The sequence below is a fragment of the Herbaspirillum sp. Her2 genome (genome assembly GCF_057961375.1).
This window is the reverse complement of record NZ_CM176331.1, coordinates 2136944-2156877: the sequence shown is the minus strand read 5'-3', so window position 1 is coordinate 2156877 and position 19934 is coordinate 2136944. Positions and strand designations below refer to the sequence as shown.

Annotated in this window: 19 protein-coding genes; 15 read left to right on the top strand and 4 right to left on the bottom strand. The window is 63.2% G+C overall.

Features of this window, described 5'->3' with window-relative positions:
- The 4 genes from flhA to ACWHXP_RS09750 are packed head-to-tail and all read left to right on the top strand — an operon-like array spanning nt 1 to nt 5177.
- Nucleotides 1-2109: a flagellar biosynthesis protein FlhA gene (gene flhA / locus ACWHXP_RS09765; RefSeq protein WP_039788504.1), complete on the top strand. Its 2109-nt coding sequence runs from the start codon at nt 1-3 to the stop codon at nt 2107-2109.
- On the top strand, nt 2106-3596 hold the full coding sequence (gene flhF / locus ACWHXP_RS09760) for a flagellar biosynthesis GTPase FlhF (RefSeq protein ID WP_489625352.1): 1491 nt from the start codon (nt 2106-2108) through the stop codon (nt 3594-3596). Before flhA ends, flhF begins: the two co-directional genes overlap by 4 nt.
- 34 nt (nt 3597-3630) lie before the next feature.
- Nucleotides 3631-4434: a MinD/ParA family ATP-binding protein gene (locus tag ACWHXP_RS09755; RefSeq protein ID WP_489635861.1), complete on the top strand. Its 804-nt coding sequence runs from the start codon at nt 3631-3633 to the stop codon at nt 4432-4434.
- Nucleotides 4435-4439: 5 nt separating this feature from the next.
- Nucleotides 4440-5177, top strand: a complete 738-nt coding sequence (locus ACWHXP_RS09750) for an RNA polymerase sigma factor FliA (RefSeq protein ID WP_039788499.1) — start codon at nt 4440-4442, stop codon at nt 5175-5177.
- 128 nt (nt 5178-5305) lie between these two features.
- Here the strand turns inward: ACWHXP_RS09750 and ACWHXP_RS09745 are convergent, their stop codons facing one another.
- The 3 genes from ACWHXP_RS09745 to flgA all read right to left on the bottom strand — a co-directional run bounded on the left by ACWHXP_RS09745 (nt 5306) and on the right by flgA (nt 7061).
- On the bottom strand, nt 5306-5764 hold the full coding sequence (locus ACWHXP_RS09745) for a flagella synthesis protein FlgN (protein ID WP_134222202.1): 459 nt from the start codon (nt 5762-5764) through the stop codon (nt 5306-5308).
- A 31-nt stretch (nt 5765-5795) separates the two neighbouring features.
- Nucleotides 5796-6110 (bottom strand): flagellar biosynthesis anti-sigma factor FlgM, encoded by a 315-nt coding sequence (flgM, locus tag ACWHXP_RS09740; protein ID WP_039788497.1) that lies wholly within the window; start codon nt 6108-6110, stop codon nt 5796-5798.
- 213 nt (nt 6111-6323) lie between these two features.
- Nucleotides 6324-7061, bottom strand: coding sequence for a flagellar basal body P-ring formation chaperone FlgA (flgA, locus tag ACWHXP_RS09735; RefSeq protein WP_489633939.1), 738 nt, complete (start codon nt 7059-7061; stop codon nt 6324-6326).
- Nucleotides 7062-7290: 229 nt separating this feature from the next.
- Here flgA and flgB point away from each other — a divergent pair, with 229 nt between their 5' ends.
- The 11 genes from flgB to flgL all read left to right on the top strand — a co-directional run bounded on the left by flgB (nt 7291) and on the right by flgL (nt 18413).
- Complete coding sequence (flgB, locus tag ACWHXP_RS09730; RefSeq protein ID WP_039788493.1) at nt 7291-7719, top strand: flagellar basal body rod protein FlgB; 429 nt, start codon at nt 7291-7293, stop codon at nt 7717-7719.
- Nucleotides 7720-7724: 5 nt separating this feature from the next.
- Nucleotides 7725-8129 carry a flagellar basal body rod protein FlgC gene (gene flgC, locus ACWHXP_RS09725; protein WP_034329665.1) on the top strand — a complete coding sequence of 135 codons (405 nt, stop codon included), beginning with the start codon at nt 7725-7727 and terminating at the stop codon, nt 8127-8129.
- A 14-nt stretch (nt 8130-8143) separates the two neighbouring features.
- On the top strand, nt 8144-8869 hold the full coding sequence (locus tag ACWHXP_RS09720; protein ID WP_489625354.1) for a flagellar hook assembly protein FlgD: 726 nt from the start codon (nt 8144-8146) through the stop codon (nt 8867-8869).
- 39 nt (nt 8870-8908) lie between these two features.
- The gene (gene flgE, locus ACWHXP_RS09715) at nt 8909-10189 is read left to right on the top strand and encodes a flagellar hook protein FlgE (protein WP_489633940.1); all 1281 of its coding nucleotides are present in this window, start codon (nt 8909-8911) and stop codon (nt 10187-10189) included.
- A 110-nt stretch (nt 10190-10299) separates the two neighbouring features.
- Nucleotides 10300-11037, top strand: coding sequence for a flagellar basal-body rod protein FlgF (gene flgF / locus ACWHXP_RS09710; RefSeq protein WP_034331591.1), 738 nt, complete (start codon nt 10300-10302; stop codon nt 11035-11037).
- A gap of 65 nt (nt 11038-11102) precedes the next feature.
- Nucleotides 11103-11885: a flagellar basal-body rod protein FlgG gene (gene flgG / locus ACWHXP_RS09705; protein ID WP_034331590.1), complete on the top strand. Its 783-nt coding sequence runs from the start codon at nt 11103-11105 to the stop codon at nt 11883-11885.
- A gap of 60 nt (nt 11886-11945) precedes the next feature.
- Nucleotides 11946-12605, top strand: a complete 660-nt coding sequence (locus tag ACWHXP_RS09700) for a flagellar basal body L-ring protein FlgH (protein ID WP_489625546.1) — start codon at nt 11946-11948, stop codon at nt 12603-12605.
- Nucleotides 12606-12643: 38 nt separating this feature from the next.
- Complete coding sequence (locus ACWHXP_RS09695) at nt 12644-13774, top strand: flagellar basal body P-ring protein FlgI (RefSeq protein WP_134135252.1); 1131 nt, start codon at nt 12644-12646, stop codon at nt 13772-13774.
- 46 nt (nt 13775-13820) lie between these two features.
- Nucleotides 13821-14792 carry a flagellar assembly peptidoglycan hydrolase FlgJ gene (gene flgJ / locus ACWHXP_RS09690; protein WP_039788487.1) on the top strand — a complete coding sequence of 324 codons (972 nt, stop codon included), beginning with the start codon at nt 13821-13823 and terminating at the stop codon, nt 14790-14792.
- A gap of 145 nt (nt 14793-14937) precedes the next feature.
- Entirely contained in the window at nt 14938-17259 is a 2322-nt protein-coding gene (flgK, locus tag ACWHXP_RS09685) for a flagellar hook-associated protein FlgK (protein ID WP_489625355.1), read from the top strand.
- A 20-nt stretch (nt 17260-17279) separates the two neighbouring features.
- A complete protein-coding gene (flgL, locus tag ACWHXP_RS09680; RefSeq protein WP_034331585.1) occupies nt 17280-18413 on the top strand; it encodes a flagellar hook-associated protein FlgL in 1134 nt (377 codons plus the stop codon).
- A gap of 114 nt (nt 18414-18527) precedes the next feature.
- On the opposite strand, the gene ACWHXP_RS09675 is transcribed toward flgL, so the two are convergent.
- The gene (locus tag ACWHXP_RS09675) at nt 18528-19928 is read right to left on the bottom strand and encodes an efflux transporter outer membrane subunit (protein ID WP_489633941.1); all 1401 of its coding nucleotides are present in this window, start codon (nt 19926-19928) and stop codon (nt 18528-18530) included.
- Nucleotides 19929-19934: the final 6 nt, after the last annotated feature.

The following is a 19934-nucleotide window of genomic DNA, read 5'->3' as shown; positions in this document are numbered from 1 at the left end:
ATGGCAACCAAACTCAATACCATGAAAATCCCGGCCTGGGTCCCGCTCAAGAGCGGCCGGGCGCTGGCGGCCCCGATCCTGATCGTCATGATGCTGGCGATGATGGTGTTGCCGCTGCCGGCTTTCATGCTGGATCTGCTGTTCAGCTTCAACATCTCGCTGTCGGTGATCGTGCTGATGACTGCGCTGTACACCGTCAAGCCGCTGGACTTCATCGCCTTCCCGGCGGTTCTGCTGGTGTCGACCATGCTGCGCCTGTCACTGAACGTGGCCTCCACCCGGGTGGTGCTGACCGAAGGCCACACCGGTCCGGATGCGGCCGGCAAGGTGATCGAAGCCTTCGGCCACTTCCTGATCGGCGGCAACTACACCGTCGGTATCGTGGTGTTCGTGATCCTGACCATCATCAACTTCATGGTGGTGACCAAGGGTGCCGGCCGTATTGCCGAAGTGGGCGCGCGCTTCACCCTGGACGCCATGCCCGGCAAGCAGATGGCGATCGACGCCGACCTCAACGCCGGCATGATCGGTGAACCCGAAGCCCGCGCCCGCCGCAAGGAAGTGGCGCAGGAATCCGAGTTCTACGGGGCCATGGACGGTGCCTCCAAGTACGTGCGCGGCGATGCCGTGGCCGGCATCATCGTGACGGTGGTCAACATCGTCGGCGGCCTGGTGGTGGGCATGGTGCAGCACGACCTGGCCTTCGATGCCGCGCTGAAGAACTACACGCTGCTGGCCATCGGTGACGGCCTGGTGGCGCAGATCCCTTCGCTGATCATCTCGACCGCCGCCGGTGTAGTGGTCTCGCGCGTGGCCAACGACCAGGACGTCGGCGGGCAGCTGATCAATCAGCTCTTCGCCAAGCCGGAAGTGCTCTACATTACCGCCGTCATCATCGGCGGCATGGGCCTGATCCCGGGCATGCCGCACATCGCCTTCCTGCTGCTGGCTGCGGCCATGGCCGGCGGTGCCTACGCCATCAGCAAGCGGGTGCAAACGGCCAAGGCCGAAGCCGCCGCGGCCACTCCGCAGGCCGCTGCCGCCGCAGCTGCGCCCTCGGAAGCGGAAGAGGCGACCTGGAACGACGTCATGCCGGTCGATACCCTGGGCCTGGAAGTCGGCTATCGCCTCATCCCGCTGGTTGACAAGGGGCAGGGTGGCGAACTGCTCAAGCGCATCAAGGGCATCCGCAAGAAATTCGCCCAGGAAGTCGGTTTCCTGTCGCCGCCGATTCACATCCGCGACAACCTGGAACTGAAGCCGTCGGCCTACCGCATCACCCTGAAGGGTGTGGAAGTGGGCAACGGCGAGGCGCATGCCGGCCAGTACTTGGCCATCAATCCGGGCATGGTGACTGGTCCGCTGCCAGGGATGATGACCTCCGATCCCGCTTTCGGCCTGCCGGCCGTGTGGATCGACAGCAGCCTGCGCGAACAGGCTTCCACCATGGGTTACACCGTGGTCGATGCCGGTACCGTGGTGGCGACGCACCTGAATCACCTCATCACCACGCACGCGGCCGAGCTGCTGGGCCGCCAGGAAGTGCAGAGCCTGCTGGATCACCTGGCCAAGGAAGCCCCCAAGCTGGTGGAAGACCTGGTGCCCAAGATGCTGCCGCTGGGCACGCTGCAGAAGGTCTTGCAGAACCTCTTGCTGGAAGGCGTGCATATCCGCGATATGCGCACTATCATCGAAACATTGGCCGAACACGCCGCCCGCATTCAGGATCCGACCGACCTGACGGCGATTGTACGGATTGCGCTGGGACGCGCCATCGTGCAACAGATTTTCCCGGGCGAGAGCGAGCTGGCCGTCATGGCCCTCGATTCCAAGCTCGAACGCCTGCTCATGCAGGCACTGCAGGCCAGTGGCGACACCGGCGGCATCGAGCCGGGCCTGGCCGATTCGCTGGTGCAGCAGACCGAAATGGCGGCGCAGCGCCAGGAGCAGATGGGCCTGTCGCCCGTGCTGCTGGTCGGCGCACCGCTGCGGACCTTGCTGGCGCGCTTCCTGCGCCGCGCCATGCCGCAGTTGCGCGTGCTGTCGCACGCTGAAGTACCCGAGTCGAAAACGATTAAAGTTACCAGCCTAGTTGGAGGGCAAGCATGAACGTCAAGAAATTTATCGCCAATTCTTCTCGCGAGGCCTGGCGTCAGGTGCGCGAGGCGCTTGGCCCGGATGCCGTCATTCTCTCCAACCGCAATATTCCTGACGGGGTGGAGATCCTGGCCATGGCCAACGAGGACATGACCACCCTGGTGGCCCCGACCGGCGCGCGCGACCCCAATGCTCGCCCGCAGGCGGCCTCGCTGCAGCAGCAGTCCGGTGCGCCGAACGCACAGCAGGCCAAGCGTCCGGCGCTGCTGTCGTCGCCGCTGGCCCAGCAGCCGCCCCGCGCCGCGCGCCCCGAGCATGCGCCATTGCTGGACCAGCCGGCCCACGGCCGCGCGCCTGCGCGCCCGGTGGAAGCTGCTCCGGCCAGCGATGCCCGCGTCTGGCGCAGCCGCCGTGCGGAGCAGGAGGCCGGTGGCCGTCCGGCCTCGGCCCAGCAGGCGCAGGAATCTGGTGAACATGACCAGCGTCCACGTTCGGCCCTGCCTGAATTCGATGGCAAGGACTACGACGAAATCCTTTCCGAAGTCATGAGCGAGATCCGCTCCATGCGCGGCGTGCTGGAAACCCAGCTGGCCGAGATTTCCTGGGGCGGTACGCAGAAACGCGATCCGCTCAAGGGCGTGGTACTGAAGGAAATGCTGGCGGCCGGCTTCTCGGCCAGCCTGTCGCGCCTGATCACCGAAAACCTGCCTGCCAACTCCAAGTCGCAGGACATCATGTTCTGGGTCAAGTCGGTGCTGGCGCGCAATCTCAATACCCTGGCCAACGAAAACGAACTGCTGGAAAACGGCGGCGTCTTCGCGCTGGTCGGCCCCACTGGCGTTGGCAAGACCACCACCACCGCCAAGCTGGCGGCGCGCTGCGTGATGCGCCACGGCTCCGGCAAGCTGGCCCTGATCACGACCGACGGCTACCGTATCGGTGGTTACGAACAACTGCGCATCTACGGCAAGATCCTGGGTGTGATGGTGCACTCGGTCAAGGATGAGACCGACCTGCGCATCGCCCTGGAAGAGCTCAAGGGCAAGCACACCGTACTGATCGATACCGCCGGTGTCGGCCAGCGCGACCAGATGGTGGCCGAGCAGGACGCCATGCTGGCCGGTGCCGGCGTGGACATCAAGCGCCTGCTGTGCCTCAATGCCACCGCCACCGGCGGTACGCTCAATGAAGTGGTACATGCCTATTCCAGCTCCGGGCTGGCCGGCTGCATCATCACCAAGCTGGACGAAGCCGCCACCATCGGCAACGTGCTGGATGTGGTGATCCGCCACAAGCTCAACCTGCATTACGTGGCCAATGGCCAGCGCGTGCCGGAAGACCTGCACGTGGCCAACAAGCTTTATCTCGCCGACCGTGCCTTCAAGCAGAAGCGTGAAACGGCCCCTTTCGAATTCCAGGAAGGTGAGTTGCCGGGCGTGATCGGTCCTACTGCCATGTCCATGAATGACCGGGGACTGCGTGAGGTGAGCTTTGGCTAGTTACGATATCGACCAGGCAGCAGGGTTGCGCCGGATGCTGGAGCGTCCGGTGCCCAGGCTGTTCACCTTCTTCTCGGTGCTGGGTGAGGAAGAGAAGAGTGCCATGCTCATCAATCTGGCGGCGTCACTGTCACAGGCCAAGCACAGCGTGCTGGTGGTGGATGGCGACGTGGCCACAACCGGTCTGCTGACCCGCATCGGCCTGCGTCACGACGTGGCGACGCTGCAGGAAGTAGCGCGCATGGAGCGTCCCATGGCGGAAGCCACACGGCTCCTGCCGGAAGGTTTTTCGATGGCGCGCATCGCCCGCCGCAACGTGCCCTCGGCGACCGATCCGCATGCCGGCCGTCTGGCGGAGATCTTCGACAGCCTCATCGAGCAGGCCGAGATCACACTGGTCAATGGCGTGCTGGCACGCGACCTGTCGCTGCCTGTGCCGACCATGGAAATGGGTGAGATCGTGATCCAGGTCTCGACTACGGCGTCTTCGATCAAGGCGGCTTATGTGCTCCTCAAGAGCCTGAGCGACCGCATCGGTCGCCGTCCTTTCAGTCTCATCGTCAACGATGCCACCGAAGCCGAAGCCCGTACCGTCTACGCCAACATGGCCCAAGCGGCCAGCCGCTACCTGGCGGCGCAGCTCAATTTCATCGGCGCGATTCCGGCGGATGACCATATTCGCCGCGCCACCGGACAGGGGCGGGCGGTGATGGACGTGTTTCCCTTTGCCGGTGCCGCGCTGGCCTTCCAGCGCCTGTCCAAGCGCTTCACCGCCGGTCCGGATGCGGCCCGCAGCAGCTACGGGATGGCCACCGACGGCGCCAGTCTGGGAGTGTGACGTGCATGTATAACGTCAAGGGAAAAAAGGGCAAGAACGACGTACTGGAGCAGCATGCGCCGCTGGTCAAGAAACTGGCGCATCAGCTCAAGGCCAAGCTGCCCCCCAGCGTAGAGGTGGACGACCTGATCCAGGCCGGCATGATGGGCTTGCTCGACGCCGTCAACCGCTACGAGGAAACCCATGGCGCGCAGTTCGAGACCTACGCCGTGCAGCGTATCCGTGGTGCCATGCTGGATGAGCTGCGCAGCAGCGACTGGCTGCCGCGCAGCATCCGCCAGAATGCGCGCAAGGTGGAGGAAGCCATGCAGTCCCTGCTGCAGCAACTGGGCCGCCAGCCGCAAGAAGCGGAAGTGGCGCAGCACATGAAGATCAGCCTGGCCGAGTATCAGTCGCTGCTGACCGACTGCGGCGGCCACCAGTTGATCTATTACGAAGATTTCCACGACGACGATGGCGGCCACGAACACTTCCTGGACCGCTACCAGACCGGCGACGGCGAGGATGATCCGCTGCAGAGCCTGATCAATGGCGGTTTCCGCGAAGCCGTGGTGGATTCCATCAAGGCCTTGCCCGAGCGTGAGCAGATCCTGATGGCGCTCTACTACGAGCAGGAAATGAACCTCAAGGAAATCGGCGCCGTCATGGGCGTTTCCGAATCGCGCGTGTGCCAGTTGCACAGCCAGGCGATCTCGCGCATGCGTTCGTATCTGCGCGAGCATTCCTGGAGCGGGGTGGCCTGAGGCTGCCTGCCTTCAGGGCGCAGATCCGAGAGAGGACGCAGGACTCGTTAACGACAAAGCCCGGCAAATGCCGGGCTTTTTGTTGATGCGATCTTGCTGTGCTTCCGTGAGCGGGAAGCGGCTGAAACTTATACCACGCCCAGACGGCGTCCCGAGGATCGGATGCTGTTCTGGCCGTCCGGGCCATAGAAATTGCCGGTGCCGGTCTTGCCTTGCAGGATGGTCAGGGCGCTCTGATTGATGGAGAGCTTCTTGCCAATCAGCAGGCCATTGACGCGGTTCAGTTCCTTGGCGTCCTGCGCCAGTTCGAACAGGCTGGCCCAGATCTCGCGGTCAGCGTCGCTGGCTTGCTCATTCATCCACTGTTGCATGCCGCTTTCATCTGCACTGTAGCCGAGGCTGCCCAGCAGCGCGTGGCGATTGCCGGCCAGCGTGGACATTTCAGCAACGATAGCGGCCTTTTCGGTAATGATGTCGGTCAGGCCTTCGGCGGTGGCTTCCGCCAGCAGTGCCTGTTCCTGGCTCAGTTTTTCCACCAGGCGCGACAGCGCGGCGTGTTCCAGGGACAGGTTGCTGGCCGGATTCATGCGAAAGATCCTCTGAGCGGTAAAACGGGAATCAGGCCGGGCGGGCGCTGATGAGATTCTTGACAGTATCGATCACGCCGTCGGCGATCTTGTCGGCATCGATCTGGAAAGTGCCGTTGGCGATGGCCGCTTTCAGCTTTTCCACTTTTTCGGCATTGAAACCGCCGTTTTTGGTGTCCTTGGTTTCCAGCGCCTGATAGGTGCTGGACAAGCGCACGCTGTCCGAAGCCGCTTTGGTGGCGGCCGGGTCGGTGCCCGCAGGATTGGCGGCAGTCGTGTTGCGGGTCTGCGTTTGCGTCTGCTCGGTGTTGAGGGCAGCAGATTTGAGGGCGTCGTTAACGTTCACGGCAGTATTCCTTGTAGGGTGGGGGCGCTTCGCACCCGCCTGTCGTATGGATTATCGACCAGTTCTGGGCAAACTTTAACATTCCCGCACCTGAATTAAGCTGAATTCGGGTACTTTTCTTCATATTCCTGTCCGGGCGATCCGCTGCGTTCCGCGCAGGACTTGCCCTGCGGGAAATTGCTTCATATCAATAGAGAAACCGCGGCCACCGGCTCAATAGTTGATTTCCAGAATCCCGCCCGCTTTGGCAATACCGCTCACCACCTGGCCGGCCGCCGTCCGGGCCTGGGCCATCTGGCCTTCGTTGGCATTGGTCAGGGCGCGCGCTTCGGTGGAAATCTGGAAGCCCGGACCGATCGATACGACCCGTACCGCCTGGCCTTGCTGCACCACGCGCTGGTTGCGGATGGTGTCGAGGCGCAGCGGCGTACCGGCGCGCAGCGACATGTTGGCGACGCGGCCGATGACCTGTGATTCTTCGGTGATCACGCCGCTGGGCAGCGCCGACATGTCGCCGCGAATGCGCGTGATGTCGCTGGCGCTGATGGTCTGGCCCTGGGCCAGCGGGACCGCGGCGACCAGGTAATCCGAGATCACCTGCACGTTGGCGCGCAGGTAGATGGTCCAGGGGGAGGGGGCCACGCACTTGATGCCGACCGTGGTGCGGCCGAACAGGCGGCCGCCATTGGGCATGAAGGCTTGCGGTTCAAGACAGGCCGCCAGCGTCAGGCGTGCATCGGCCGGATCGATGGTGACCGTGACGCTGCCGGGCAGGCCCAAGGTCTGGCTTTTCAGGAATTGCTCCGCCACTTGTTGCAAGGCTTGCAAGTCCTGCTTTTGGGGGGAGTTGGGGTCGTTCTGGGCGAGTGCAGGCGCAGTCGCCCCCAGGCCGGCTGCAAGCAAGGACAGGACGGCGAAAGTGCGGCGCAGGGCGCGGAAAGCGTGTTTCATTTTGTGCAACTTGCCCGCAGGGCATAGGCGAATCTTGGCACTCATGGTACGTCGCGCGCGCGAGGTCAAAAGGGCAAACAGGGGAGGCTTTTCTCTCTTTATCGCCCCTTAGAGTTCGGGGTGCGAACGTATGATCAAGCCTACGTAATTCCATCATCGGCGCAGTCCGCAAGCGGCCCGGCAACCGGCCGGGCAGGACAGGGGGGCGCTGGTACTTCCGGAGGACCTGATGGTCTCTAAGCTCGACGATTATTTCCGTTTCAACGAGATGGCGCTGAACCTGCGGTCGCAGCGCCAGCAGGTGCTGGCGTCCAACATCGCCAACGCGGACACGCCCAACTACAAGGCGCGTGACGTCAACTTTGCCGACGCGCTCAAGAATGCGCTGGACAGCAAGTCCAACACGATCCCGCCGCTGCAGCTGGAGCGCACCGCTGCCACCCACGTGGCCGGCACTGCGCCCGACAACGGTCCGGGCAGCATCGGCGGCACCGCTTTGCAGTACCGCACGCCGGCCCAGGGCAGCGTGGACGGCAATACGGTCGATATGGATGTGGAGCGCAATGAATTCCTGGACAACGGCATCCGCTACGAAGCCGGCGTCACCTCCGTGAACGGCCAGATCAAGGCCATGCTGAACGCTATCCAACCGGGCTGATAAACATGTCTCTTTCCAACATCTTCAACGTCGCCGGCTCGGCCATGAGCGCCCAGGCACAGCGCCTCAACGCCACGGCCAGCAACATCGCCAACGCCGACAGCGCGACCAGCCCCGATGGCACGCCCTACAAGGCCAAGCAGGTGGTGTTCGAAGCCATTCCGGTGGGCAGCGTCAAGGACAGCGGCGTGAAAGTGGCGGCCGTGGTCGAGAATCAGGCCCCGCCCAAGCTGGTCTACGACCCCAAGCATCCCATGGCCGATGGCAATGGCTACGTCGCCATGCCCAACGTCAATCCGGTCGAGGAAATGGTCAACATGATCTCGGCCTCCCGCTCTTACCAGACCAATGTGGAAACGATGAACACGGCCAAGGCCATGCTCGTCAAGACCCTCACCATCGGCCAATAACCAGGACCTGAATCATGGCAATCGTCTCCAGTGATCTGCTCACCGCAATGAATGGCACGAGCAGCAGCTCGTCCACCACCACCAGCTCTTCCAGCCTGGACAACAACAGCCCGGACGCGATCCAGAACCGCTTCCTGACGCTGTTGATCGCGCAGATGAAGAACCAGGACCCCAGCAACCCGATGGACAACTCGCAGCTGACTACCCAGATGGCACAGTTGTCGACGGTCACGGGCATCAGCCAGCTGAACGATTCGCTGTCCACGCTGATGAGCAACCTCAATTCCTCGCAGGCGCTGTCGACCGCCAACATGATCGGCCACAGCGTGCTGGCCCCGGGCAACAGCATCCAGCTGACCAGCGATACCACCAAGGATGCCAGCGGTACGGAAACCACCAGCCAGAAGGCGGTGTTCGGCGTGAATCTGTCCGGTACCGCCTCGTCCGTGGTGGTCACCATCAAGGATTCCTCGGGCGCCGTGGTGCACACCACCGACTTGGGCACCCAGGCCGCCGGCGTGGTGCCGGTGATCTGGGACGGCTCCAACGATACCGGCGGCAAGGTGGCCGACGGCAATTACACCTTCACCGTCAGTGCCTCCAACAACGGCACTGCAGTCACCGCTTCGACCCTGTCGTTCGGTACCGTTTCCAGCGTCTCGACTGCGTCGGACGGCGTCAAGCTCAACGTCACCAATGTCGGCACCATCAAGCCGACCGACGTCGTGCAAATTCTTTAATCGTCATTACCGACAACATTCGGAACAAGGGGATATCTCATGAGTTTTCAGCAAGGTCTGAGCGGACTGAACGGCGCAGCCAAGAGCCTGGACGTCATCGGTAATAACGTGGCCAACGCCAGCACGGTGGGTTTCAAGCAGTCGCAGACGCAGTTTGCCGACATGTACGCCAATTCCATGAACCGTTCCGGCAATTCGCCGGTCGGTATCGGTGTGACAGTCGCCAATGTGGCGCAACAGTTCACCCAGGGCAATATCACGTCGTCCAACAACCCGCTGGATATCGCCATCAATGGTGACGGGTTCTTCCAGTTGGCCGCCAGCTCCAGCGACCTGTCGCCGATGTACGGGCGCAATGGCCAGTTCCAGCTCGACAAGAACGGCTACATCGTCAACCCCAGCATGAACGGGGCCTTCCTGATGGGTTATGCAGCCGGTGTGACCGGTGGCGATCCGGTGCGGCTGCAGATTGATACCTCCTCGATCCCGGCCACCGCCACCACCACGATCAGCACCAAGGTCAACCTGGATTCGCGCGTGACCGTGCCGACCACGACCACCTTCAGCGCCACCGACCCGACCTCGTACAACAACTCGACCGGTGTGACCATCTACGACAGCTTGGGCAACCCCTATAGCGTCCAGACTTTCTATGTCAAGAACACGCCGACCGGCACGCCGCCCACGACCACGTGGGACGTCTATGCCACCGTCGATGGCACTACGCTGACCACTACCTCAGGCGGCACTACGCCCTTGAAGCTGGGTTCAATGGTGTTCGACTCGACCGGGACACTGACTTCGGGTGGCGCGATGACCATCGACTTGACCACTGCTGGCACCAATCCCGGCATCGCCAAGGCCGGCGGCAACTTCGCCAGCACCATCGCGCTGAGCTACACCGGCTCGACCCAGACCGGTTCGGCCTTCGTCAACCTGGCGCAGAGCCAGAACGGCATGCCCCCGGGCACCCTGTCGAGCTTCTCGATCGACAAGGACGGTACCATCGTCGGTTCCTACAGCAACCAGCAGACCAAGAATCTGGGCAGCGTGGTGCTGGTCAATTTCGCCAACCCCAACGGCCTGCAGCCGCTGGGCAACAACCTGTACTCCGCCACGGCGGCCGCCGGCAGCCCGCTGGTGGGCAAGCCGACCACCGGTACCTTCGGTACCCTGCAGGCCCGTGCGGTGGAAGACTCCAACGTCGACCTGACCGCCGAGCTGGTCAACATGATCGTGGCCCAGCGTGTCTACCAGGCCAACTCGCAGACCATCAAGGTGCAGGATACCGTGCTGCAGACCCTGGTCAGCCTGCGTTAACAGGGTGATCCGGCGCGCCTTGCGGCGCGCCTGCTTCAAGGCTGCCGGCGTCGCCGGTGGCCGGTTTCAACCGGTGGTGCCAGGGATGGGTGCCACCACTAAGGGGTGATATGGATCGTCTGGTCTATACAGCGATGTCGGGCGCCAAGCACACGCTTGAGCAGCAAGCCAGCGCCAGCAACAACCTGGCCAATGCCACGACCACGGGCTTTCGTGCCCAATTGAATACCTTCCGTTCGGCACCGGTGGTGGGGCAGGGCTTGCCGACGCGTGCTTTCGTGGTGGACTCCACCGCAGGCAATGATTTTTCGCAGGGTCCGATCCAGGACACCGGCCGTGCGCTGGATGTGGCCATTCAGGGCCGTGGCTGGATCGCGGTGCAGACCGCCGATGGCGGCGAAGCCTACACCCGCAACGGCAGCTTCAAGATCAACGAGAACGGCATCCTGCAGACCCAGAACGGCCAGTCCGTGCAGGGTGACGGCGGTCCGATCACGATTCCGCCCGATACCACCGTGGCCATCGCGGCTGACGGCACGGTGTCGTCGATCCCGACCAACGGCATCCCCAATGCGGTCAACGTGCTGGGCCGCATCAAGCTGGTCAACCCGGACGAGAAGAACCTGAAACGCGGCGACGACGGCCTGTTCCGCACCATCACCGGTGCCGCCCAGCCCGACGCCAATGTGCGCCTGGCCAGCGGTGCGGTCGAAGGCAGCAACGTGAACGTGGTGGAAGCGATGGTCAACATGATCAACCTGTCGCGCCAGTTCGAAATGAACATGAAAGTGATCCAGACCGCCGAAAGTGATTCCACCAAGGCGACCACGATCCTGTCGCTGTCTTGATGCTGCTCACGCACCTGACCTCACCGATGCACCCGCAGCGCAAGCGCTGATTACCGGAGAAACAAATGATTCGTTCCCTGTGGATTTCCAAGACCGGCCTGGATGCGCAACAGACGCAACTGGACGTGATCTCCAACAACCTGGCCAACGTCAGCACCAACGGTTTCAAGCGTTCGCGCGCCGTGTTCGAAGACCTGCTGTACCAGACCGTGCGCCAGCCCGGTGCCCAGTCCTCGCAGCAGACGCAATTGCCCTCGGGCCTGCAGATCGGTACCGGCGTGCGTCCGGTCGCCACCGAACGTATCTTCACCCAAGGCAACGTCAACCAGACCAACAATGACAAGGATCTGGCGATTCAGGGCAACGGCTTCTTCCAGATCCTGCTGCCGGACGGCACCACCGCCTATACCCGCGACGGTTCCTTCCAGACCGACAGCCAGGGTCAGATGGTGACCTCCAGCGGCTATACGCTGCAGCCGCCGATCACCATTCCGCTCAACACCACCAAGCTGACCGTGGGCCGTGACGGTACCGTCTCGATCATGCAGGCCGGTTCGACCGCCACCACCCAGATCGGCACCATCCAGGTCGCCACCTTCATCAACCCGGCTGGTCTGGAAAGCCGTGGCGAGAACCTGTACGTGGAAACCGCCGCTTCCGGTACCCCGAACCCGAACACCCCGGGCACCAACGGTGCCGGTGCCCTGTGGCAGGGTTATGTGGAAACCTCCAACGTGAACGTGGTGGAAGAACTGGTGAACATGATCCAGACCCAGCGCGCCTACGAAATCAACAGCAAGGCCATCACCACTTCCGACCAGATGCTGGCCAAGATTTCGCAGCTGTAATGCAGTCGTGCAGTGGTTTTTGAACAAGGCAGTCGGTAGCAGAAGAAGGACGAGGCAATGATGAAAAGCATGCTGAAATTGGCCACCATCGTGGGCGTGTTGGGCGTGAGCGCCTGCACCACCGTGCCGGACAGTATCGTGACCGGGCCGAAGACGGCGCGTCCGCAACCGGCTTCCTATGCGCCGCCGACCTCGGGCGCGATCTTCCAGTCGGCGGTCTACCGGCCGTTGCTGGAAGACCGTCGCGCGCGCCTGGTGGGTGACACCATCACCATCGTCATCAACGAAAAGACCAGTGCCGTCAAGTCGGCCGGGAGTTCGGCCAGCAAGACAGGCACGGTAGCCTCGCCGGCACCGACCATCTTCGGCACATCCATCAAGGAGTTGTCCGCCTCCGGTACCTCGTCCTCCAAATTCGAGGACAAGGGCGCCACCAGCTCCAGCAACACCTTCACCGGCACCATCGGCGTGACCGTGGTGGAAGTGCTCCCCAACGGCAACCTGGTGGTCTCGGGTGAAAAGCAGGTGGCGCTGGACAAGGGCGTGGAATATGTCCGCTTCTCCGGCACCGTCAGCCCCGACAACATCCAGACCGGCAACACCGTTTCGTCTACCCTGGTGGCTGACGCCAAGGTCGAATACCGTACCAATACCCGCGTCGACATGGCTGACTTCATGTCCTCGCTGGGCCGTTTCTTCTTCAGCGTTTCTCCTTTCTGATGTGGAGTAGTGCAATGACCCGGAAAGGATTTTTCGCCATGGACATGATCAGGATGGGCAGCAAGCTCCTGTCAGCTGCTGCCGTGGCCGCACTGTGCGTGGCCGCTGCTGCGCCGGCCCACGCCGAGCGCCTCAAGGACCTGGCCAGCATCCAGGGCGTGCGTCAGAACCAGCTGGTAGGTTACGGGCTGGTGGTAGGTCTTGACGGCAGCGGTGACCAGACCACACAGACACCCTTTACGGTGCAGAGCGTGGTGAGCATGCTGCAGCAACTGGGCGTGAACGTGCCCAGCGGCACCAGCAGCAACATGCAGCTGAAGAACGTGGCGGCAGCGATGGTGACGGCGACTTTGCCGGCCTTCGCGCAGCCGGGCCAGCTGATTGACGTGACGGTTTCTTCCATCGGCAACGCCAAGAGCATTCGCGGCGGCACGCTGCTGATGGCTCCCCTGAAGGGTGCGGACGGCCAGATCTATGCCATCGCCCAGGGCAACATCGTGGTCGGTGGTGCCGGAGGTTCGGCTGCCGGCAGCAGCACCGTCATCAACCAGCTGTCGGCAGGCCGCATCTCGGGCGGTGCGACCGTGGAACGGGCGGTGCCCAGTTCCCTCGGTGGCGGCGACATGGTGATGCTGGAACTGAACGACAATGATTTCTCGACCGCCAGCCGGGTGGTCGATGCGCTCAACAAGCGTTTTGGCAGCGACACCGCCGTGGCCCAGGATGGCCGCGTGATCCGGGTGCGCGCACCGATCTCCAGCGGCGACCGCGTGGCCTTCCTCGGCGCGCTCGAAAACGTCGATGTCACCCCCGGCAAGCTGGCCGCCAAGGTGATCCTGAATGCCCGTACCGGCTCGGTGGTGATGAACCAGAGCGTGATGCTCGATACCTGCGCGGTCTCGCACGGCAACCTGTCGGTGGTGATCCAGGCCGACAATGCCGTCAGCCAGCCCAATGCCCTGGCCGGTGGCCAGACCGCGGGCGTGCAGAATGCCCAGGTCTCGATCAACAAGGAGCCGGGCAAGGTCATGCTGTTGAAGGGCGGCGCCTCGCTGTCCGATGTGGTCAAGGCGCTCAATGCCATCGGTGCCACGCCGCAGGACTTGCTGGCCATCCTGCAGGCCATGAAGGCGGCCGGTTCGCTGCGCGCAGAACTCGAAGTGATCTGACGCTCCGGACTGATCCGACACCCAACGCTTTCCTCCAAGGTAATCCATGCTCAACAAGATCAACCCATCCAATCCGACCGAGGGACTTGCCGTCGATGCGAATGGGCTGAACGGCCTGCGTGAGGCTGCCAAGCAGAACACGCCGGAGTCCGTCAAGGGCGCAGCCAAGCAATTCGAGGCGCTGTTCCTGAACATGGTGATGAAGAGCATGCGGGATGCCACCCCGCAGAACGGCCCGTTCGACAACGAACAGACCAAGATGTTTACCTCCATGCTGGACCAGCAACTGAGCCAGAGCCTGGCCCAGCGCGGCGTGGGCCTGGCTGACGTGCTGACGCGCCAGCTCTCGGCCTCGCTGCCCAAGAAACTGCCGGACGCGCAGGACCTGGAAGGCAGTCCCTTGCCGGGCGAGGAGGGCCTGCCGATGGGCATTCCGCTGGTCAAGGACATGAGCGATGCCGACCGCGCCAAGTTCATCCAGAGCTTCGCCAGCCAGCAGGCGGCGGAGAGTACGGACCAGGATGGCCGCAACAAGCAGCGCCGCAATTCCAACAAGCCGGCCCACGTCGAAGCCTTCCAGAACCGCCTGCAGGCCGACGCCGAAATGGCCAGCAAGATGACCGGCATTCCGGCCAAGTTCATGCTGGCGCAGGCCGCGCTGGAAACCGGCTGGGGCAAGAAGGAAATCGTCACGCGCGATGGCCGCTCGGCGCACAACCTGTTCGGCATCAAGGCCACCGGCAACTGGACCGGCAAGGTGGTCGAAGCCACCACCATCGAATACATCAACGGCAAACCGCAGAAGCGCGTGGAGAAATTCCGCGCCTATGATTCCTATGCGGATGCCTTCAAGGATTACGCCAACTTGCTGCGCAGCAATCCGCGCTACGAGAAGGTACTGGCCAGCGCCCAGGATGCCCACGGCTTCGCCTATGGGCTGCAGCGCGCCGGCTATGCGACCGATCCGCATTATGCGGAGAAGCTTTCGCGCATCATCCGCCAGTCGCTCTCGGCCTGATTTTTCAGCGCCGCAGGGCGTGTCCGGGCGGCAAGCTCATCGGTTCCGGCCGGAAACAAATTTGGCCCGCAGCCTCTAAAGTTTTGGTCAATCCTGCCGTTGACTTGGTTATTCCGCTAAAAGCTTTCAGGGACGACAACCTAGCATGGCAACTAACATCTTCAGTATCGGGCAAAGCGCGTTGCAGGCGGCCATGGCGGCGCAGGCCACCACCAGCCACAACATCTCCAACGCCACCACTCCCGGCTACAACCGTCAGGAAGTCGTGCAAAGCTCGGCCGGCGGCATCAACTACGGTTACGGTTTTGTCGGGCAGGGCACCCAGGTCACCGAGATCAAGCGCATCTACAACGACTTCCTGACCAAGCAGGCGCTGGCCTCGCAGAGTTCGGCCAGTTCGCTGGATTCGTACTACTCCCAGATCTCGCAGATCAACAACATGGTGGCCGACACCAAGGCCGGCCTGTCGCCCGCGCTGCAGGATTTCTTTGCGGCAGTCCAGAACCTGGCCTCCAACCCGAATACCCAGGCTTCGCGCCAGTCGGTGCTGTCGCAGGCGTCGACGCTGGTGGCGCGCGTCTCCAGCATCAATGACCAGCTGGCCCAGAGCAGCGCCAGCGTCAACAGCCAGATCACCTCCACGGTGACCAGCATCAATTCCTATGCCCAGCAGATCGCCAAGCTGAACCAGGCGATCGTCAATGCCAACGGCACCGGTGGCGGCCAGCCGCCCAACGATCTGCTGGACCAGCGCGACCAGCTGGTGTCCGAGCTGAACAAGTACGTCAAGATCACCACCGTGCCGCAGGATACCGGCGCGGTGAGCGTGTTCATCGGTACCGGCCAGGCGCTGGTGACGGGCGACCAGGTCACCCAGATGGTGGTGACCAATTCGCCGACCGACGTCTCGCGTCTGCAGATTGGCCAGGTCACATCGGGTGGTGGTACGGTCACGATCCCCGACAGCTTCTTCTATGACGGCGGCAGCCTGGGCGGTCTGCTCAAGTACCGCACGGAAACGCTGGATCCGACCCAGAACGCTTTGGGGCGCATTGCCATCGCCATGGGCACGGCCTTCAACCAGCAGCAGAAGCTGGGCCTGGACCAGAACGGCAATGCCGGCACGGCCATGTTCAACGTCAGCTCGCCCAACCTGATCGGTTTCCCCGGCAATACCGGGACCACCGACCTGACGTCGACCATCAGCGATCCCTCGGCCCTGAGCACCAGCGACTACACGCTGAGCTATGACGGCACCAACTACACCTTCACTCGACTGTCGGACAACACCAAGACCGTCAAGGTCGCGGGTGATTTCCCGGTCACGCTCGATGGCGTGACCTACTCCAACGGTGCGACCCCGGGTGGTGCGCCGACCATGGCCAGCGGCAACACCTACAAGATCCAGCCGACCGCCAATGGCGCAGCGGCCTTCTCGCTGGCGCTCAACAATACCCAGTTGCTGGCCACGGCCGCGCCGATCACCACCGCGATCAACGCCACCAACAACGTCAATGCCAGCACGCCGGGCACCAATACCGGCAATGCGATCATCTCCAACACCTCGCTGGATCCGACCACCTTCACGCAGGGTTCCTCGGTCGCCTTCACGGCTTCGCTGAGCGGCACCCAGGTGCAGTTGACGGCGGCCTGGACCGGAGCAACGCCGGCACCTGCGGTGACGTATACCAATCCGGACGGCACCACCGGTTCGGTGGCAGCCGGCACGGCATTCAACTACACGCCGGGCATGACCATCAGCAGCGGTGGCGTGACTTACTCGCTGACAGGCACACCATCGGCCGGCGACCAGTTCAACTTCGCGCCGGTGGCGGCCAACAAGGGCACGGCGACGATCGACACCGGTTCGGTCACGGCGGCTTACCTGACCACCACCACGCCACTGACCAAGCCGACCACGCTGACCTACAACACCGCGGCCACGCCGCCGGCGTTCACCATTTCGCCGGCCGTGCCTGCCGGTGGCGGCACCATCACCCACCAGGATGGCACCACCACCGCCATCGCGGGCGGTGCCACCAGCCTGGCCTATACCGCTGGCGACACCTACGAGATCAGCGGCGTCAAGTTCAAGATTTCGGGCCAGCCGTCCAATGGCGACCAGTTCACCATTGCCGCCAACACCAGCGCCGCGTCGGACAACCGCAACGCGCTGGCCATGGCCAACCTGCAGACGGCCAACACCATCAATGGCACCAGCTTCCAGGGTTCCTACTCGCAGCTGGTGGCCACCATCGGCAACAAGACTAACGAGATCAACGTCACCAACACGGCCGAGAAGACGCGCCTGACGGCGATCCAGGCCCAGCAGCAGTCCGAGTCCGGGGTCAACCAGGACGAGGAACTGGCGCAGATGATCAAGAACCAGCAGCAGTACCAGGCCGCGGCCAAGATCATCCAGGCCGCCAGCGACATGATCAATGTCCTGCTCACCCTGGGCGGTTAATCAGTTAAAGGAAGACGACCATGCGTATTAGCACCCAGATGCTCTATCAGTCGAGCAACAATGACCTGACCAGCATGCAGAGCCAGATCCTGAAGCTGACGCAGCAGGTGACGGCGCAGCAGAAGGTGTTGCTGCCGTCGGATGACCCGGTGGCCGCCGCCCGCGCCTTGGACATGACCCAGACCTCGGCCCTCAACGACCAGTACAAGACCAATCGCCAGAACGCCAACAGCGCGCTGTCGACCGTGCAGGGGACCCTGGACAGCCTGACCAACATGCTGACGAAGCTGAAGTCCAACGTCATCACGGCCGGCAATGCCTCCTATTCGAACGCCGAGCGCATCAACATGGCGTCCGAGATCAAGGGCAACCTCAACGAAGTGCTGGGCTATGCCAATGCCCAGGACGGACAGGGCAACTACATCTTTGCCGGCTTCAAGAGCACGACGCAACCCTTCACGCTGGACGGTACCGGCGGCGTGGTCTACAACGGCGACCAGGGTGCCATGACGCTGCAGGTGGACTCGACCCGCCAGATGGATATCAGCGCCTCGGGCCAGACGGTGTTCCAGGGCAATGGCCAGGACATCTTCAAGACCATGACCAACCTGATCAACGTCTTGTCGGTGCCGGTGACCGAAGCCGCCAACAAGGCCGATGACACGGCCGCCAACAACTACGTCTATCCCGCCGGCAGCGGCCAGACCCCGATCGCCGCCTACAAGGCGGCCCAGGCTACCCTGGATGCCATGAAGCCGGACGATCCGGGCTACCAGGCGCAGTTCACCTCGACCGCCGCGCTCAAGCTGCAGTCGGATGCGGCCAATGCGGCACGTACCCCGGTGGTCGGCAGCCAGGCGGCACTGGCACGCAACCTGGCGCAGTTCAATACCCAGATCGACTCGATCTCCAGCAGCGTGTCCACCGTCAAGGCATCCATCGGCGCGCGCCAGAACGAGCTGGACAACCTCGACGCCGCCGGTGAAGTCAACAAGGAAAACTATACCCAGACCATCAACAACCTGCTGGGCCGCAACCTGTCCGATACCAGCGAGCTGATCAGCGACCTGACGCTCAAGCAGACCTATCTGTCGGCGGCGCAGAAGGTGTTCGTCACCACCAGTGGCCTGACTTTGCTGAATTACCTGAAATAATGAATTAACTTTCACAGCGACGGCGTTCCAGGCCGATCGCCGTGAAGGAAAATGCAAAAAAGGCGAACCCGCGGGTTCGCCTTTTCATTTGCTGCGGACACAAACCGCCGCCGCTCATTGCGGCGGAGTCGCACGGGCATCGCCGCCCAGGGCCTGGTACAGCGTCATCTGGTTTTTCAGCTGGTTCAGGCGGACCTGCGCCAGCGTATTCTCGGCACTGCGGCGTTTGTCCTGCTGATCCAGCCAGGATTGCAAGGTCACCGAGCCGGCCCGGTAACGCAGTTCGTAGAGCTGTTCGGCTGCCCGTGCCACCTCGACGTTGCGCGCCAGCAGCGCCTGCTGCCGGGCATATTGCGTGCGCGCCGAAAGGGCGTTCTCGACGTCGCTGAAGGCGGCGTACAGAGTCTGGCGGAACTGGGTGACGGCGCTCTCATAGTCGGCCTGCGAGACCTTGATCTGCAGCTTCATCTGGGTCTGCTGCAAAAACGGCAGGCTCAACTGCGCCGCCAGCGAGGCCACCGGATTCTGCACCAGGCGCAGCAAGGCGTCGCTGCTGGTCCCCAGCGACCCGGTGAGGCTCAGCTTCGGATAGAAGCTGGCGCGCGTCAGGTCGACGTTGGCCAGCGACTCGCGCAATCGCAACTCGGCCGCCCGCAGATCCGGACGCCGCGCCAGCAGCTCGGCCGGCAGTCCCGCCTCCAGCACCGGCAGGGGCTGCTCCGGCAGCGCCGGTGGCAGGCTGCGGCGCTGGCCGGGTGGACTGTCGAACAGGATGGCCAGGGCATTGTCATTTTCCACCTGCTGCTGCACCAGTTCGGTATAGCTGGCTTGCTGGCTCAGCAGGTTCTGCTGTGCGGTCAGCACATCCACTGACGACACCGCCCCTGCGCGATACTGGGTATTGATCAGGTCCAGGGTCTTCTGCGCATAGGCGATGCTCTGCTCGGCAGTGCGCAGCCGCTGGTTCAGGTAGGCACCGGTCCAGTACAGGTTGGCGGTGGTGCCGACCAGCGAGAGCGCCGTGGCCGCGCGGTCTTGCTCGGTGGCCAGGGCTTCCCAGCGGGCCACGTCGTAGTTGGCCCCCAAGCGGCCCCACAGGTCGACTTCATAGGACAGGCTCAGCGAGTTCTGGCTGCTGCGGGCGGTCTGGCGATTGCCATCGAGCGCCTTGCTGGCGGTGCTGCCCACTTGTCCGCTGAGCGCCGGGACGAAGGCATCATTGGCGATCCCGGCCTGCAACTGGGCGCGCCGGACCTTGATGGTTGCCAGCGCCAGGTTGTTGTTCTTGCGCAGGGCCTCATCGATCAGGGCGCTGAGGGTCTCATCGCCGAAGCCTTGCCACCAGCGGCTGGCGTTGACGGCAGCGGCCGGGTCGCGCTGTTGCCAGGCGGGCGGGGTCTGGGTCACTGGTGCGGTGTAGGGCGTGCGCACCAGCGAACTGCAGCCGCCCAGCAGGGCCAGCGCCAACAGCAGCGCGAGGCGGGAAGGAGGAGGGAAGGACAGGAACTTGGACATGACGGG

Bases quoted from the DNA above. Each gene is read 5' to 3' on its own strand.
- flhF (WP_489625352.1), top strand. From the start codon at position 2,106: ATGAACGTCAAGAAATTTATCGCCAATTCTTCTCGCGAGGCCTGGCGT.
- ACWHXP_RS09755 (WP_489635861.1), top strand. From the start codon at position 3,631: ATGCTGGAGCGTCCGGTGCCCAGGCTGTTCACCTTCTTCTCGGTGCTG.
- ACWHXP_RS09745 (WP_134222202.1), bottom strand. From the start codon at position 5,764: ATGAATCCGGCCAGCAACCTGTCCCTGGAACACGCCGCGCTGTCGCGC.
- ACWHXP_RS09720 (WP_489625354.1), top strand. From the start codon at position 8,144: ATGGCAATCGTCTCCAGTGATCTGCTCACCGCAATGAATGGCACGAGC.
- flgL (WP_034331585.1), top strand. From the start codon at position 17,280: ATGCGTATTAGCACCCAGATGCTCTATCAGTCGAGCAACAATGACCTG.
- flgJ (WP_039788487.1), top strand. From the start codon at position 13,821: ATGCTCAACAAGATCAACCCATCCAATCCGACCGAGGGACTTGCCGTC.
- flhA (WP_039788504.1), top strand. From the start codon at position 1: ATGGCAACCAAACTCAATACCATGAAAATCCCGGCCTGGGTCCCGCTC.
- flgB (WP_039788493.1), top strand. From the start codon at position 7,291: ATGGTCTCTAAGCTCGACGATTATTTCCGTTTCAACGAGATGGCGCTG.
- flgG (WP_034331590.1), top strand. From the start codon at position 11,103: ATGATTCGTTCCCTGTGGATTTCCAAGACCGGCCTGGATGCGCAACAG.
- flgF (WP_034331591.1), top strand. From the start codon at position 10,300: ATGGATCGTCTGGTCTATACAGCGATGTCGGGCGCCAAGCACACGCTT.
- ACWHXP_RS09700 (WP_489625546.1), top strand. From the start codon at position 11,946: ATGAAAAGCATGCTGAAATTGGCCACCATCGTGGGCGTGTTGGGCGTG.
- flgA (WP_489633939.1), bottom strand. From the start codon at position 7,061: ATGAAACACGCTTTCCGCGCCCTGCGCCGCACTTTCGCCGTCCTGTCC.
- flgC (WP_034329665.1), top strand. From the start codon at position 7,725: ATGTCTCTTTCCAACATCTTCAACGTCGCCGGCTCGGCCATGAGCGCC.
- ACWHXP_RS09750 (WP_039788499.1), top strand. From the start codon at position 4,440: ATGTATAACGTCAAGGGAAAAAAGGGCAAGAACGACGTACTGGAGCAG.
- ACWHXP_RS09695 (WP_134135252.1), top strand. From the start codon at position 12,644: ATGGACATGATCAGGATGGGCAGCAAGCTCCTGTCAGCTGCTGCCGTG.
- flgE (WP_489633940.1), top strand. From the start codon at position 8,909: ATGAGTTTTCAGCAAGGTCTGAGCGGACTGAACGGCGCAGCCAAGAGC.
- flgK (WP_489625355.1), top strand. From the start codon at position 14,938: ATGGCAACTAACATCTTCAGTATCGGGCAAAGCGCGTTGCAGGCGGCC.
- ACWHXP_RS09675 (WP_489633941.1), bottom strand. From the start codon at position 19,928: ATGTCCAAGTTCCTGTCCTTCCCTCCTCCTTCCCGCCTCGCGCTGCTG.